The sequence below is a fragment of the Litorimonas sp. genome (genome assembly GCA_029936425.1).
In the GTDB taxonomy this organism is placed as follows: domain Bacteria; phylum Pseudomonadota; class Alphaproteobacteria; order Caulobacterales; family Maricaulaceae; genus Litorimonas.
Window position 1 is genome coordinate 269,448 of sequence record JAPYSU010000003.1, and the last position, 12,968, is coordinate 282,415.

General features: G+C 51.3%; 12 protein-coding genes. 6 read left to right on the forward strand and 6 right to left on the reverse strand.

Going from position 1 to position 12,968, the window contains the following annotated elements:
• The first annotated feature begins 5 nt into the window (after positions 1–5).
• Together queC and queE are read left to right on the forward strand one after the other, a co-directional pair.
• Complete coding sequence (queC, locus tag ACN0IC_RS04590) at positions 6–722, forward strand: 7-cyano-7-deazaguanine synthase QueC (RefSeq protein ID WP_416877583.1); 717 nt, start codon at positions 6–8, stop codon at positions 720–722.
• The gene (gene queE, locus ACN0IC_RS04595) at positions 719–1,348 is read left to right on the forward strand and encodes a 7-carboxy-7-deazaguanine synthase (RefSeq protein WP_416877584.1); all 630 of its coding nucleotides are present in this window, start codon (positions 719–721) and stop codon (positions 1,346–1,348) included. The genes queC and queE overlap by 4 nt, the downstream gene beginning before the upstream one ends.
• A 20-nt stretch (positions 1,349–1,368) precedes the next feature.
• Here queE and ACN0IC_RS04600 read toward each other — a convergent pair whose 3' ends face one another.
• The 6 genes from ACN0IC_RS04600 to ACN0IC_RS04625 form a co-directional block, all read right to left on the reverse strand.
• Positions 1,369–1,995, reverse strand: a complete 627-nt coding sequence (locus ACN0IC_RS04600; protein ID WP_416877585.1) for a hypothetical protein — start codon at positions 1,993–1,995, stop codon at positions 1,369–1,371.
• Positions 1,996–2,075: 80 nt separating this feature from the next.
• Positions 2,076–2,537 carry a hypothetical protein gene (locus tag ACN0IC_RS04605; RefSeq protein ID WP_416877586.1) on the reverse strand — a complete coding sequence of 154 codons (462 nt, stop codon included), beginning with the start codon at positions 2,535–2,537 and terminating at the stop codon, positions 2,076–2,078.
• Positions 2,538–2,632: 95 nt separating this feature from the next.
• Positions 2,633–4,726, reverse strand: a complete 2,094-nt coding sequence (locus ACN0IC_RS04610; protein ID WP_416877587.1) for a hypothetical protein — start codon at positions 4,724–4,726, stop codon at positions 2,633–2,635.
• A complete protein-coding gene (locus ACN0IC_RS04615; RefSeq protein ID WP_416877588.1) occupies positions 4,719–7,481 on the reverse strand; it encodes a DUF4159 domain-containing protein in 2,763 nt (920 codons plus the stop codon). The genes ACN0IC_RS04610 and ACN0IC_RS04615 overlap by 8 nt, the downstream gene beginning before the upstream one ends.
• The gene (locus ACN0IC_RS04620; protein WP_416877589.1) at positions 7,478–8,380 is read right to left on the reverse strand and encodes a DUF58 domain-containing protein; all 903 of its coding nucleotides are present in this window, start codon (positions 8,378–8,380) and stop codon (positions 7,478–7,480) included. Before ACN0IC_RS04620 ends, ACN0IC_RS04615 begins: the two co-directional genes overlap by 4 nt.
• Before the next feature lie 2 nt (positions 8,381–8,382).
• Entirely contained in the window at positions 8,383–9,390 is a 1,008-nt protein-coding gene (locus ACN0IC_RS04625) for an AAA family ATPase (protein WP_416877590.1), read from the reverse strand.
• A 171-nt stretch (positions 9,391–9,561) separates the two neighbouring features.
• On the opposite strand from ACN0IC_RS04625, the gene ACN0IC_RS04630 reads away from it, so the two are divergent.
• The 4 genes from ACN0IC_RS04630 to ACN0IC_RS04645 are packed head-to-tail and all read left to right on the forward strand — an operon-like array spanning position 9,562 to position 12,967.
• Positions 9,562–10,182: a DUF1285 domain-containing protein gene (locus ACN0IC_RS04630; RefSeq protein WP_416877591.1), complete on the forward strand. Its 621-nt coding sequence runs from the start codon at positions 9,562–9,564 to the stop codon at positions 10,180–10,182.
• A gap of 2 nt (positions 10,183–10,184) precedes the next feature.
• The gene (locus tag ACN0IC_RS04635) at positions 10,185–10,808 is read left to right on the forward strand and encodes an NUDIX hydrolase (RefSeq protein WP_416877592.1); all 624 of its coding nucleotides are present in this window, start codon (positions 10,185–10,187) and stop codon (positions 10,806–10,808) included.
• Positions 10,805–11,722: a polysaccharide deacetylase family protein gene (locus ACN0IC_RS04640; protein WP_416877593.1), complete on the forward strand. Its 918-nt coding sequence runs from the start codon at positions 10,805–10,807 to the stop codon at positions 11,720–11,722. Before ACN0IC_RS04635 ends, ACN0IC_RS04640 begins: the two co-directional genes overlap by 4 nt.
• Before the next feature lie 15 nt (positions 11,723–11,737).
• Entirely contained in the window at positions 11,738–12,967 is a 1,230-nt protein-coding gene (locus tag ACN0IC_RS04645) for a CCA tRNA nucleotidyltransferase (RefSeq protein WP_416877594.1), read from the forward strand.
• The last annotated feature ends 1 nt before the right edge of the window (position 12,968 follow it).

Sequence of the window (12,968 nt, forward strand, 5' to 3'; positions counted from 1 at the left end):
AAATTATGACTCATCCAGACACACAACTCTCAGGAAAAGCCTTACTGCTTTTTTCAGGAGGCCAGGATTCGGCCACCTGTTTGGCGTGGGCGCTGGATAAATTTGAGCGGGTTGAGACTGTCGGGTTTCATTATGGCCAACGCCATGATGTGGAAATGAACTGCCGCAAAACTATCCGGGACATGATTCCGGCTTTGAATCGAGATTGGCAAGCCCGTTTGGGCGAGGATCATATTCTTGATTTATCAGTATTGGGACAAATGAGCGAGACGGCTTTGACCCGGGACGTAGCCATTGAAATGAACGAAGACGGCCTCCCCAACACCTTTGTTCCTGGCCGTAACCTGGTCTTTTTGACGTTCGCCGGCGCGCTCGCTTATCGCCGCGGCATCACAACGCTGATTGGAGGCATGTGTGAGGCTGATTTTTCTGGATATCCGGATTGCCGCAAAGAGACTTTGGAGGCTCAGATGAAGGCTCTCGCTCTGGGTCTCGCTAAACCCATGTCAATAGAAACTCCTCTTATGTACTTGTCAAAAACAGGGGCGTGGGAGCTGTGTGAGACGTTGGGGGGCAAGGCCTTGGTGGACGTCGTAAACCGCCAGACCCACAGCTGCTATAAAGGCGATCATGAGACCCTAAATGCTTGGGGATATGGCTGCGGCGATTGCCCGGCTTGCGAGCTCCGAGCCGCCGGTTGGGAAGGATATAAGGCCGGATGAGCTACGCCGTCAAAGAATGTTATCTAACAGTGCAAGGCGAGGGGGCTCAGGCCGGAATTACGGCCGTCTTTCTGCGCTTTGCCGGTTGTAATTTGTGGTCGGGCTTGGAACGAGACCGAGCCAAAGCTGTTTGCCAGTTCTGCGATACGGATTTCGTTGGTACAAATGGCCCGGGAGGGGGTAAATTTAAATCCGCGGATGAGCTGGCGGCGCACATTGATAAATTTTGGCCCAAATCGGGACAGAAATGGGTTGTTTGCACAGGGGGTGAACCTGCGCTCCAACTTGACGCGGTCTTAATTGAGGCTCTGCAGAAAAAAGACTTCAAAGTTGCGATCGAAACAAACGGCACGATTGCTCTGCCAGATGGCATAGATTGGATTTGTGTGAGCCCAAAGGCCGACGCCCCTTTGGTTCAGACATCTGGTCACGAATTGAAATTGGTTTACCCACAAAAAGAAAACAGACCTGAGGATTTCTCAGATCTGGATTTTGGGGTATTCAGTCTTCAGCCATTGGATGATAAAAATCAGGCGGCTCACTCTGAAGCCGCCTTCAAATATTGTTTGGAAAACCCGAAATGGCGTTTAAGTGTTCAGACGCATAAATATATCGGGGTTCCCTGATTTATCAAATTTTACGTAAGTTATCCTGCCAAATCTTCGGCAACCTTCTTGGAAAACCGGCCAAAAGCCCGCTTCGTATCTGTCCAGGTACCGCTGGCAAAATTGGCGTTTTGGATGAAGGAGTCGTACCAGCGGTAATCCATCGTTCCGAGAGAAACGCCGCTTGCATCGAATAATTCACCTTTCAATTCAGCACCGCCAATTCCAAAGCTTTGATAGGACAGGCTCGGCTCACGGGAAAGTTGCTCAAAAGTAGGACGATTATTTTTAACATCTTCAATTGTTAAAACCAGTTTGGCAGGGGCATTTTCTGCCACTTGCAGACCCTCTTTTTCAAGACGTCTTGTTATATCTTCAAACAGATCCTTTCGAAGATCCTCAAGTGCTTCTTCGCCATAAAAGCCATTTCCGGAGAATCCATTATTCGTATTGAGTCCAGACCCACGGTCACTTAATTTTTTAGGTAAGTTGTTAGCGCGAAAGGCAAGCTCATCACTTAGTTTGACATCCACAGAAACCGGCGTCGCTAATACTGTCGAGAGATTGCTTTCATATCCGACTCCGCCCGCACTGGCTGTGAGAGGGGCTGCAAAACCGATTGAAGCGGCAATAATTGAAAGGGCACCTAATTTGATTGACTGTTTCATAATATACTCCTTTTGTAAGTGTATAACATGAATTAGCGTAATTTTCAATGTTTTAGGCGACGAGGTTCAAGCTTGGATGATTAAAAAACGTCCACTAAGACACTCAATATATTGCTTGCGCCCCGGAGTGTTTCGAGTTCTCTATCGAGTTCATAAGACTGAATTTGTCTGGATGTGACGTAAACCTGTCCCGACATATCAATGGCTTGAGTTGTGATTGTTAATATTTGAGCCGTTGTATCAAGGGCTTGGTCTGTGATTTTAACCGGGATCGAACCGACGTAATATACGCCTTTTCCTGTCGCGAGAGTAGATTTCCCAACAAATTTCCCGGTGCCGTAAGCCATTTTACCTGTGCCATAAACGGCCTGACCCGCCAGTTTTCCTGTCCCATAAACGGTCTTGCCGCCAATTTCAGCTGTTTTTCCGACGGCTTGAAAGGGGAGAGCCGCAGCTTTCCCGGTCACCTTGGCCGCCAGACATCCACTCAATGAAGTGGAAATTAGCGTTAAAATGGTAAAATAGGTGATTTTTCTTAGCATGAGACGTCCCCTCTAACTTCACTCTTTCGCTTTACAAGTACAACACAAAGAAAGACTTAATGCATCCTATCGCCAATTTTCCGGTATTCATGACCTTACAGACCTTCCCGCCACCAGGCGACAGCCAGACTCAGGAAAAATAGAGAGAAGAAAAGCAGAGGGTGGACAAGAGGTTGTCGCTGGCTTCGGGTCACGGTGTAATCCTTGTAGGACCTCAGTCCCATCCAGCTTTCTCCGGAGGCGTCGGCTTTAAGGTCAACGCGCCGTAATTGCGGCAAAGTCTCATTTCCCAAACCGACAGTTTCAATAAATCCATCTGTCCTCTCGATTAAAGGCGAAAGAACTTCGGTGGTTGGAAAGAGTTCGGAGTATTCTTTCGGATTGAGGGCTCCAATAGCCGTAATTGTACTGACATCGCCCTGTTGAAAACGATAAGCGCCAAAGCCTTCCGCAGGTAATTTGCCACGAAACAGGCCTTCGGAGACTTGCGAGAGCGTAATGCTACGTTCAGTTCCCGAAGGCGTCAGCACCGTCACAGGTGCAGAAATGTCTTCAAGGCTTCGTCGCTCGATCATGATATCCTGCCCTTCAGCAGAGGCGCGCAAAGTTTCAGCTTCCAGATCAGGTTCGCCCATCAGCCAGTGAGCGGTTCGTCTAAACATTTCCCGGTAGGGCCCTCCGCCATCATAGCCTTTAGACCACAGCCAGGATTGATCGGACATCAGCATGGCTACGCGGCCCTTACCGATTTTGTCTATAACAAAGAGCGGGGCGCCATCAGCACCCTCCATAAGCACATCACCGCTGATGGGTGTGTTATTGATAAGGCGGAACCAGCGCCCCCAATTGGCTTCTTCCTGCCCTTTGAAAGAAGAGGTGATGGGATGGCGTCGTCCCTTGCTGTTCAGGCTGGGGCGAAAAGTGTCCAGAGTAACTTCGCCTGTGGGCCGGGTCGGCAGAATAGAGGCAAGGGGAGAGCGGAAAAGACTATCCTGACTGGCAAAGGCCGGCCCCGTGCCGAGGAGTAACGCCCCGCCGTCTTCGACATATTCGACAATGTTACTAAAGTAGCTCGGCCGTATAATAGACAACGTGCCTCCTACGCGCCCGCTCGTAGAGCGACGTCGGTAATGGTCAAAAATTATCAAATCAAATTCATCCAGTTTTTCTTCAAAGAGCTGACGGGTCGGAAACTGAATAAGTGACAATTCGCTTTCGCGGGCATTCGTCGCATTAATGCGCGGCATCGTCAGAATCGTAAAATGCACAAGATCAATGGCCGGATCGCTTTTCAACAGATTTCGCCAAGCCCGTCCCCCGTTATGCGGCTCACCGGTAATGAGCAGCACTCGCAGCCGATCGCGAATGCCCGAAATTTCGCTAACAAATACATTATTGTTGAGGGTAAGCTCGTTCTCAGCAGCAACGACATTCATTTCGACAGTGTTCGAGCCTCGACGTTCAATCTCCAAGGGAATGGAGAGAGAGTTGCCGATTGTGATCGGAAAGCGAGCTTTAGGAACTCCGTTCAATTTGACTTCGATGAGAGCGCGTTCACCTTCATGACCGGGGTCATCGACCTGCAACTCAAACTCGGCGATTTCTCCGACAAGGCCGAAGCGCGGGGCCGTCAAAGCCCGAATGCGTCGATCGCGTGCTTCGGGGTCTCCAATGACGAGGGCGTGGAAAGGAACATTTTCGGGAACGACAGATTCCAAAGTGTCCATATTGTCATGCACTTGTCCATCCGTCAGGGCGATAACGCCCGCAATACGGTTGCTGCCCGCCGTCCCCAAAGCCTCGACAAGGGGGGCGCTGAACTTGGTGCCGCTTTCCGAGCCATTCACATCAACCTGTATGAATTCCAGGCTTTGGTCTTGCTCCAAGCTTTCTTTCAGACCGCCCAAAATGGCGCGGCGGGCTTGCGGGCGATCACCTACAGTCATGGACTGCGAAATATCATTCAAGACAATAACCGAGTCCGGCAGGGGCTCTCTATCTTCATCAACCTGTTGCGGGTTTAAAACCGCTAACAACAAAAACAATCCCGCGGTTAGTCGCCAAAAATAGCTTTTCAATCCTGAGGTCGCTGTCAGGAGCGCCGCCAAGAATATGGCCGCGCCGAGTGAAATGACAAGCCAGGGCGGCAGGATAGGATCAAAGGCGAGGGCGGAGAGAAGATCACTCATTTTCGTCTCCTTCCAATGTATCTAGCCCGATATCTCTGGCGCGTTCATTGCCGAGGCGTTCCACCAATATGGCAGAATGAACCTGATCCGCTTTATAGTTTCCGGCGAGCGTGTACATGGCCAGATTGACGCCAAACCGCGCGGCAAATTCACGTTGCCTTGGGAGGGTTTCGTCCAGTTCAATGATCGGTCGGTTGTCATCATCAAGCGCCCAGGCGGCGGCCCAGTCATGTCCGCCAATAATAACGGGGCTGACACCGTCGCGGCCCGCTGCGTTACTGGCCGCGTCGACCCAGACCTGCCCATTGGCATATCGGCCCGGAAAAGATTGAAGGAGGTAAAAGGCCTTGGTTAAAACGTGATCGTTAGGAACGGGAATAAGGCGAGGAACATCAAGGGATTGGGTAATGTTTGTTAAGCCAGGATTGGCGGCATTACCCGTCACCGCGCTATCGGCAGAATCTCTTGTATCAAAGACAATTGTGCCGCCGCTTTCCATATAGGCATTCAGGGCGGTGACCGCCTCGTCAGAGGGCGGCTGGGAGTCGCGGGAAACGGCCCAATACAGAAAAGGGTAGAGCGCGAGAGCATCTACAGCTGGGTCGACACCGTCGACGCCTTCAACATCAATGGTCGTACGAACCTGTAATTGCTTACCCAGACTTTCAAGTCCGGTTTCCGTCAAACTGTCGACACGCCCATTTCCAGTTTTAATATAACCAAAATGGAGCCCGGTCGCCGCGGTGCTGACTTTTGCGCTGATTTCTGGCTCTTGCGAAGTTTGAGCCAGGGCGTCAGAGGCAGGAACCAACCCGATTATGCCAAGAGCCAGTATTGTCGCCAGTTGTGGGGAACGCCTGAAAAAGACGGGGCGGCGGCCAGACATAAACAATGCGAAAAGGGCGTCTAACGCCAACCCTATCAGGCCAATAGCCAGCCCAATCCCGGCCAGACTTTGCAATTTTGTGCTGCCATATTGTTTACGATTTGCGCCTGCGGGTAAGGGGAGAGCTGTGATGTTTTCCACCTCTTGCACCGTTTGCAGGGCGCGGCGGCGAGTGCCTTGTGTGTAAAAACCGGGGGGTGTTTGCTGGCTTGCCTTCGCGGTTTCAAACTGTGCGTCTGATAAAGTGATAACGCTCGCTTCCGGAGACTCGAACCGTCCAAACCCATTTAAAACAGTGTTGGCGACCCACTCTCCGCCTTCGGTTTCCTCGGCAGGCTGGGCCTTGTTTTTGGCCAGCGGCAAGATGCGGCGCAGCATATCGACATAGAGCCCGCTCAAGGCGAGATTTGACCATTCCGGCCCGGCGGTGACATGGAATAAGACGATTAAGCCTTCGCCTCTTGGAGCCGCCGTCACGATCGGGGAGCCGTCTTCCAGCCTTGCCCAGCTTCGTGTATCCGTCTCAATTCCCGGTTCAGCCATAACTTGCTGTGAAATTGTAACTTCATCAGAGATTTCCAAGCCAAAAAACGGACTATCCGTTTCAAAGGGCGCGAGTGTCTGCGGTGTTTCCCAGCTCAGAGCGCCTCCGATAGAGCGGCCGCCGCCCCTGAGCTGAACAGGCACAAGACTATCCAGGCGCTTGGCAAGTTTTGGCCCGGCAAACCGTATCAGGACGCCCCCGGTTTCGACAAAATTTTCTAACCTTTCATCGCTTGTTCTCTGGCTGTCAGGCATAACGATCACGCTGGGATTAACGGCCAGGAGAGCCTCCAGGTCTCCGTCATAAATATCAGCGTAAGGCTCAAGGGCGGTTCTGGCATAAAAGGGTTCGGATAAGAGCGGACTCGCTGTATCGCCGCTGCTGCTCAGAACGCCGATGAGGGGGCGTCCCCAGCTATCATCGAGTAATTTTACGGAGCCAGCGGATTTAGAATCTGAAAGCTGAATATGCGTTACGCGATTGCGTAGTTGGGCTGGGAGTTCAAATCTGGCTGTCCCCTGGCTTTCTCCGGGCGCAAATTGCAAATCGGACCGCGCCAATACGGCATTATCATTACTCATGGCTTGCACCGTTAAATCAATTGGGACCGGGCCGGAAACCGGACGTGACCATCCGCTCTCAAAACCATTCGGAACCTCGCGGGTGAAAGTCGGCAGGGCAATCTCTGTAACACCGACCGGCACATAAACGTTCAAATCCGAAAGAGCGCTTAAATTTTGCTCTGGCAACTCTTGATCAGACCTTGATAGTCCGGACGAAAGAAAGGTTCCGCTTTTGTTGTTTAAATTCAGACTGCTAAGCGTTTCTTCTAAAGTGCTGTAATCTTCAATCCACGCCTCTGGCTGAAGAGTTTCAATTGTTTCAAGAGCTGATTGCGCCGGCTCAAATGAAGGTGTCTGTTCTCTGGCGTTAGTCAATACCAGGGCAACATTTACATTTTCCCGGCGCGCTTTTTTAACCTGTGCTTCCGCTTCATTGAGAATTTCTGACCAGAAGGGGGCCGAAAGCCAGCTATTGTCGATCATCAAGAGGAGGGGTTGTTGGGTCTCAACCGCAGACTTTTTAAAAATCGGGCCGGCTAAGGCTAAAGTGATAAGCGCGATCATCAAAAGCCTGAAAAGTAAAAGCCATAAGGGCGTTTTAGCCGGTGTTTCCTCTTCGGTCTGAATATCTGCGAACAGACGCATGGGTGGAAAGCTTTGCGTTTTTGGTTTGGGCGGTGCAATCCGCAAGATCCACCAGACCAGCGGCAAGGCGAGTAGGCCCAATAAAGCCAAAGGCGCAAGGAACGTCAGGCCGCTCATGAGCGGTAATCCGCTGGCTGGCCGGATAATAATCCATATAGGCGGTTTAAGGCGGTGGTGGCGGGTTCATTTGTGTGATGACGAATGACTTGCCACCCCAGACGGCGGGCGAGCGCGTCAATATCTGACTTATGACGTTCAAACCGGCTCTGATAAGCCTGTTGCGCTGTTTCTGCTCGCCCGACGATCAAGGACTTAACTGTTTCCAATCCCGGCATTTTGAGTTGAAGCCGGCCTTTATAGGGAAAAGCTTCTTCGGCCGGGTCCACAATATGGAGCATTATGCCTTGGGTCGGACGTTCGGCAACCTTGGCCAGTTCTTCCGTCCAGGTCTCTATCGGCCCAAGAAAGTCAGACGCGATAACGACTTTGGAATGGGGCCGCATATCGCTTTTGAAATCTGAATGCGTGCCAGGAGTCGTAATGAAGTCTTCAAATAAGCGGTCCAAACCTTTGCGCCCCGTTCGAGACCGATGCTCAGAGCCCAAAATCGCGCAGCGTTCGCCTGCCTGCATTAAAAGGTGACTTATTGCCAGTGACAGGACAGCCGCGCGCTCGCTTTTAAGCGGGAAATTTTTGTGAGAAGCCCAATCCATCCCGGCGTCTTTGTCCTGCCAGAAATAAATCGTATGGGCAGCTTCCCATTCATTGTCGCGAACAAATAAGGAGTCTCCGCGAGCCGAGCGGCGCCAATCAATACGATTGGCCGCATCAGAAGAATCATAGGGCCTATATTGCCAGAAAGTCTCGCCCTGACCGGCCTTGCGCCGTCCATGAAGACCGGAGGCCATAATTGCCGCCACACGTTCCGCCTCGGCCAAAAGAGTCGGATAGTTAGAGGCCAGAGTCCGCGCCTTAAGACGCAAAGCGGCCTTATTATTTAGCGTCGTCTGATGCATTCCTAGCGCAGGCTGTCTTTTAACTGATCAATGACATGGTCAATCTTTGTTCCGCTGGCTCTTGCGGCGAAAGTCAGCGCCATGCGGTGTCTCAACACCGGACCTGCCAACTCCAGCACATCATCGATACTCGGAGAAAGACGTCCATCAAGTAGAGCCTTAGCGCGCGTTGCCAGCATCAGCGCCTGACCAGCCCGGGGACCTGGTCCCCAGGACACATCTGTCTGAACGCTTTGTAATTCAGTCTGATCTGGCCGGGCGTTCCGGGTGAGCGTCAAAATCGCATTTACCACTTTTTCTCCAACCGGCAGGTTTCGCACGAGGGTTTGCATCGCCATAAGGTCTTTAGAGGTCATAGCTTTCGAGGCTTTGGCTGACTTTGCCCCGGTCGTCGCGAGCAGAATAGAGCGCTCCGTGTCCAAAGTCGGAAAATTGACATCAATCTGCAGGAGGAAGCGGTCAAGCTGGGCTTCGGGGAGAGGGTATGTGCCTTCCTGCTCAATCGGGTTCTGGGTTGCCAGAACGTGAAACGGCTTGGGCAGAACATGTTTCGCCCCGGCAATGGTTACGATCTTTTCCTGCATGGCCTGTAGCAAAGCCGACTGCGTACGGGGGGAGGCGCGGTTAATCTCATCCGCCATTAAAAGCTGGCTAAAAACTGGCCCCTTGATGAAACGAAACGCCCGTTTACCGCTTTCGGATTCTTCCAAGACTTCGGCGCCGAGGATATCTGCCGGCATGAGGTCAGGTGTAAATTGAACCCGTTTTTCCGATAGGCCTAAGACAGTGCCAAGAGTTTCAACCAGCAAAGACTTCGCAAGGCCTGGAACGCCGACCAATAAAGCGTGCCCGCCAGAGAGAATCGAAATCAAGGACAAATCCACCACATTGCGTTGTCCCAATATGACGCTTCCGATTTCAGTTTGAGCCGCGCTGAGCTTGGCGATTGCTTTGTCTGCTTCGGCTTCGATGTTTTTACCGGCCGGAAGGGATGTCGTCATTGCGGTCATATGTCTCTGGCTTATCCAATAATGTTTGTGGTCCCGGGGGACGCGTCTTTCAGGTTTCCCTTTTTCTGGTTTGCAGAAGAAGGAAACGGTTTTGGCTTAACATGCGTAAATCTATTAAGTCTTGCGGAATCATCCGCTATGACAAAGCTGTGATTCACACAGAAACTTTGAATGACGCTAGGACGAAAGTCTATGGAAATCCCGTTAAATGCCCGTAACTCGCAGTTCTCATTGCAAGACCTGCTCGACGCGCTGAAAGATACAGAAGAGGGCGAACGCCCAGTCGAGCAATGGCATCCTGAAAATTGCGGCGAAATGGATATGGTAATCAAGGCCGATGGGTCTTGGTGGCATGAAGGCACGCGGGTCACGCGTCAGCCCCTTGTCAAACTCTTTGCTTCGATTTTGCGCAAGGACGAAGATGGTAAAACCTACCTCGTCACGCCTGTGGAAAAAATAGAAATTAAAGTCGAGCGCGCCCATTTCATGGCCGTCAGAGTGGATATCGAAGGTGAGGGGAAAGACCAACGGATATTCTTTACCACAAATTTGGGTGACGTAGCTGAAGCCGGACCTGACAATCCGATCCGCGTTGAAACAGATGCAGAGACGATGGAGCCATCCCCCTTTGTGACCGTGCGCGGGCGATTAGAGGCCGCCTTGGCCCGCCCGGTTTTTTATGAACTGGTTGATCAGGCCGTTACACATATGACTGACCAAGGAGAGCAGCTAGGCATTTGGGCAGCAGGGGAGTTCTTTCCGCTTGGTCCCGTTGGCGCTCATAAAGTGTAATCATGGAGTGGGCGGACGTTAGCGAAGCAGAGGTCATATCGGCCTTGAAAGATGTGCTCTTGCCCTTAGATATCACCGATGGTTCAGACAGGGTGAAGCGTGAGGGGCAGCGTGTTGCCGCCGTTTTGGCGCTGCTGGTGCGGCGTCATAATGGTTGGAATGTCGTTCTGACGCAGCGCCCCGAGACGATGCCCTCTCATCCCGGGCAAATCAGCTTTCCGGGCGGGAAACAGGAAAAAGACGAGACTGTCAGAGCCGCTGCCATACGCGAGACAGAAGAGGAAATTGGAGTTGGATCTGAGAGTATTACCCTCATAGGCCGCTTGCCCTCTTTCGATGCGGTGAGCTCTTACCGGGTAACGCCTTTTATCGGGGTTCTTAAAGCCGAAGCCGTCATGAAAGCCAATCCCGGCGAAGTGGAAGATATTTTTGAAGTGCCTATGAGCTTTCTGATGAATCCAACATCTCATAAACCCCGAGAGGTTTTCTTTGACGGTCAAGACCACCGCCTGATAGACATGCCCTATAACGGGCCCGATAAGGTGCATCGCAATATATGGGGAATGACAGCCATGATGATTTACCGGCTTTATGAGCGACTTTATGCAAAGCCTGTAAGTCAATGAAAAGGCGTGAATTTTTAATTGGTTCGGCCGCTGCAACTTTTACAGCTTGCGCGCCTAATATCATGGCGGGACCTAAGCCACGACTCGCTGTGACTATGGATGATTTTAATCTGAATTTTAGTCAGGTCCTGCAGCCATTGGAGCGGAATGAACGCATTTTAAGCGCGCTTGCGAAACATAACCATAAGGCTGCGGGCTTTGTGACGGGGCAATTCGTGAATAATGAAATTGGTGACAAAGTCGTACAAACCTGGTCAGAGGCGGGGCACCTGCTCGGCAACCACACTTATACCCATATGAATTCGACTGAAGAAGACGTGAGAGTGATAGAAGCAGATATCCTCAAAAACGACGAACTTATGTCAAATTATGCCGGATACGAAAAGATTTTCCGTTTTCCCTTTCTGGCAGAAGGCGGCGACCTTAAAAAAATCGAACATTATCGAAAATTTCTAAGGGAGAATGGCTTTCGGACGGCCCCGGTTACAATAGACACAATCGATTGGTATACGGCCACGCGTCTTGAGACCTATCTCAAAGCCGATCCATCTGCTGATTTGTCGGGTTTTCGTGATTATTATGTCGATATGGTCATCACATTGGCTAACCACTTTCAGTCTCTGGCGGAGAGGCTTGGATATAACGATCTCCCTCACACGATGCTCATGCACCACACTCTTTTGAATGGCCTGTTTTTGGACGATGTGCTCTCGGCGCTTAAAGCAGATGGCTGGGATTTTGTTGACGCGCGGGAAGCGTTCAAACATCCGATTTACGAGTTAAAGCCTGAAACGCCGACACAGGGGCGGAGCTTGCTCTCTGTTTTAGCGATAGAAAAAGGGCTGGGCGATACTCACTTTCCTGACATCTATCGCGGATTTGGACAGAAAACCATGGACGCGCTCGGACTGTAAGATAGGGTCGTACTCATGAATGACCTGACCCCAGAGCAGTTCCCGTGGATGAAGAACAAAGCTATGTCCGCGTTATTTGGAGCATTTCCAAAGGACAATCTGCGTTTTGTCGGCGGATGTGTTAGAAATGCGCTCTGGGGCGAGCCCGTTACAGATACGGATCTGGCCGTCGCTTTAGAACCGGATGAGGTGATGTCGGCTCTCGAAAAAGCAGGGATCCGTTATATCGAGACCGGTGTTTCACACGGCACTGTAACCGCTATAATCAATAAAAAGCCCTATGAAATCACAAGCCTACGGCGTGATGTTGAGACGGATGGCCGTCATGCCGTAGTCACCTACACCAAAGATTGGAGCGAAGACGCGCAGCGGCGTGACCTCACTTTCAATGCGCTTTATGCGAGCCAAACCGGCGAAGTGTTTGACCCAACTGGTCTGGGCCTTAAAGATTTGAAAGCCCGTCGTCTTCGCTTCGTCGGAGAAGCGGATAGGCGGGTCAAAGAAGACTATCTCCGCATTTTGAGATTTTTCCGTTTTCTGGCCTGGTATGGAGGTGAGGCAAAAGTTGATGCGGATTCTCTTAAGGCCTGCCGAGAAAATAAGGCCGGTATCAAAAAGCTCTCTGCGGAACGGGTCTGGTCGGAAATCAAGAAATTGCTTCTCGCGCAAGACCCATCGCGGGCTCTACATATCATGCTGACAAATGATATTCTCGAGACAGTGTTGCCGGAAGCCAATAATGTGGATGGTTTAGACTTTCTTTTAAAACTTGAGAAAAGAGAAGGTTTCAAACCTGATCCGCTTTTTCGCCTTATGGCAATGAGTCCGCGAGAGCCGCTCCAAATGGCGCTTCTATGTAAACGCCTGAAAATGTCTGGTGCTGAAACAAAGCGGCTGCGGAGCTGGGCAGAGGACAGTGAGCCCCTTTCACTGGATTTGTCTGAACGCGACCGTTTGGCGGCTCTTTACCGCGCAGGAAAGCAGACAATTCTCGACCGAACGCTGCTCCGGGCAGCGGGCGAAAATGATCCGGTTAAGTCTGCTCGCTGGATAACATTTGCAAACTTTACGCGGGATTGGGAGCGGCCAGAATTCCCGCTTTCTGGCAAGGACTTGAGAGCCGCCGGGGTTGAACCTGGGCCAAAAATGGGTAAAGCGCTCGAGGCTCTGGAAGCTCTTTGGGTCAGAAGTGGGTTCACAGCAGATAAAGAAAAGCTTCTTACCGCACTGAAATTGTTAGGTTAAT

What these genes read in the sequence shown, in the direction of transcription:
- queC (WP_416877583.1), top strand. Translation starts at nt 6, where the DNA reads ATGACTCATCCAGACACACAACTCTCAGGAAAAGCCTTACTGCTTTTT.
- queE (WP_416877584.1), top strand. Translation starts at nt 719, where the DNA reads ATGAGCTACGCCGTCAAAGAATGTTATCTAACAGTGCAAGGCGAGGGG.
- ACN0IC_RS04600 (WP_416877585.1), bottom strand. Translation starts at nt 1,995, where the DNA reads ATGAAACAGTCAATCAAATTAGGTGCCCTTTCAATTATTGCCGCTTCA.
- ACN0IC_RS04605 (WP_416877586.1), bottom strand. Translation starts at nt 2,537, where the DNA reads ATGCTAAGAAAAATCACCTATTTTACCATTTTAACGCTAATTTCCACT.
- ACN0IC_RS04610 (WP_416877587.1), bottom strand. Translation starts at nt 4,726, where the DNA reads ATGAGTGATCTTCTCTCCGCCCTCGCCTTTGATCCTATCCTGCCGCCC.
- ACN0IC_RS04615 (WP_416877588.1), bottom strand. Translation starts at nt 7,481, where the DNA reads ATGAGCGGCCTGACGTTCCTTGCGCCTTTGGCTTTATTGGGCCTACTC.
- ACN0IC_RS04620 (WP_416877589.1), bottom strand. Translation starts at nt 8,380, where the DNA reads ATGCATCAGACGACGCTAAATAATAAGGCCGCTTTGCGTCTTAAGGCG.
- ACN0IC_RS04625 (WP_416877590.1), bottom strand. Translation starts at nt 9,390, where the DNA reads ATGACCGCAATGACGACATCCCTTCCGGCCGGTAAAAACATCGAAGCC.
- ACN0IC_RS04630 (WP_416877591.1), top strand. Translation starts at nt 9,562, where the DNA reads ATGACGCTAGGACGAAAGTCTATGGAAATCCCGTTAAATGCCCGTAAC.
- ACN0IC_RS04635 (WP_416877592.1), top strand. Translation starts at nt 10,185, where the DNA reads ATGGAGTGGGCGGACGTTAGCGAAGCAGAGGTCATATCGGCCTTGAAA.
- ACN0IC_RS04640 (WP_416877593.1), top strand. Translation starts at nt 10,805, where the DNA reads ATGAAAAGGCGTGAATTTTTAATTGGTTCGGCCGCTGCAACTTTTACA.
- ACN0IC_RS04645 (WP_416877594.1), top strand. Translation starts at nt 11,738, where the DNA reads ATGAATGACCTGACCCCAGAGCAGTTCCCGTGGATGAAGAACAAAGCT.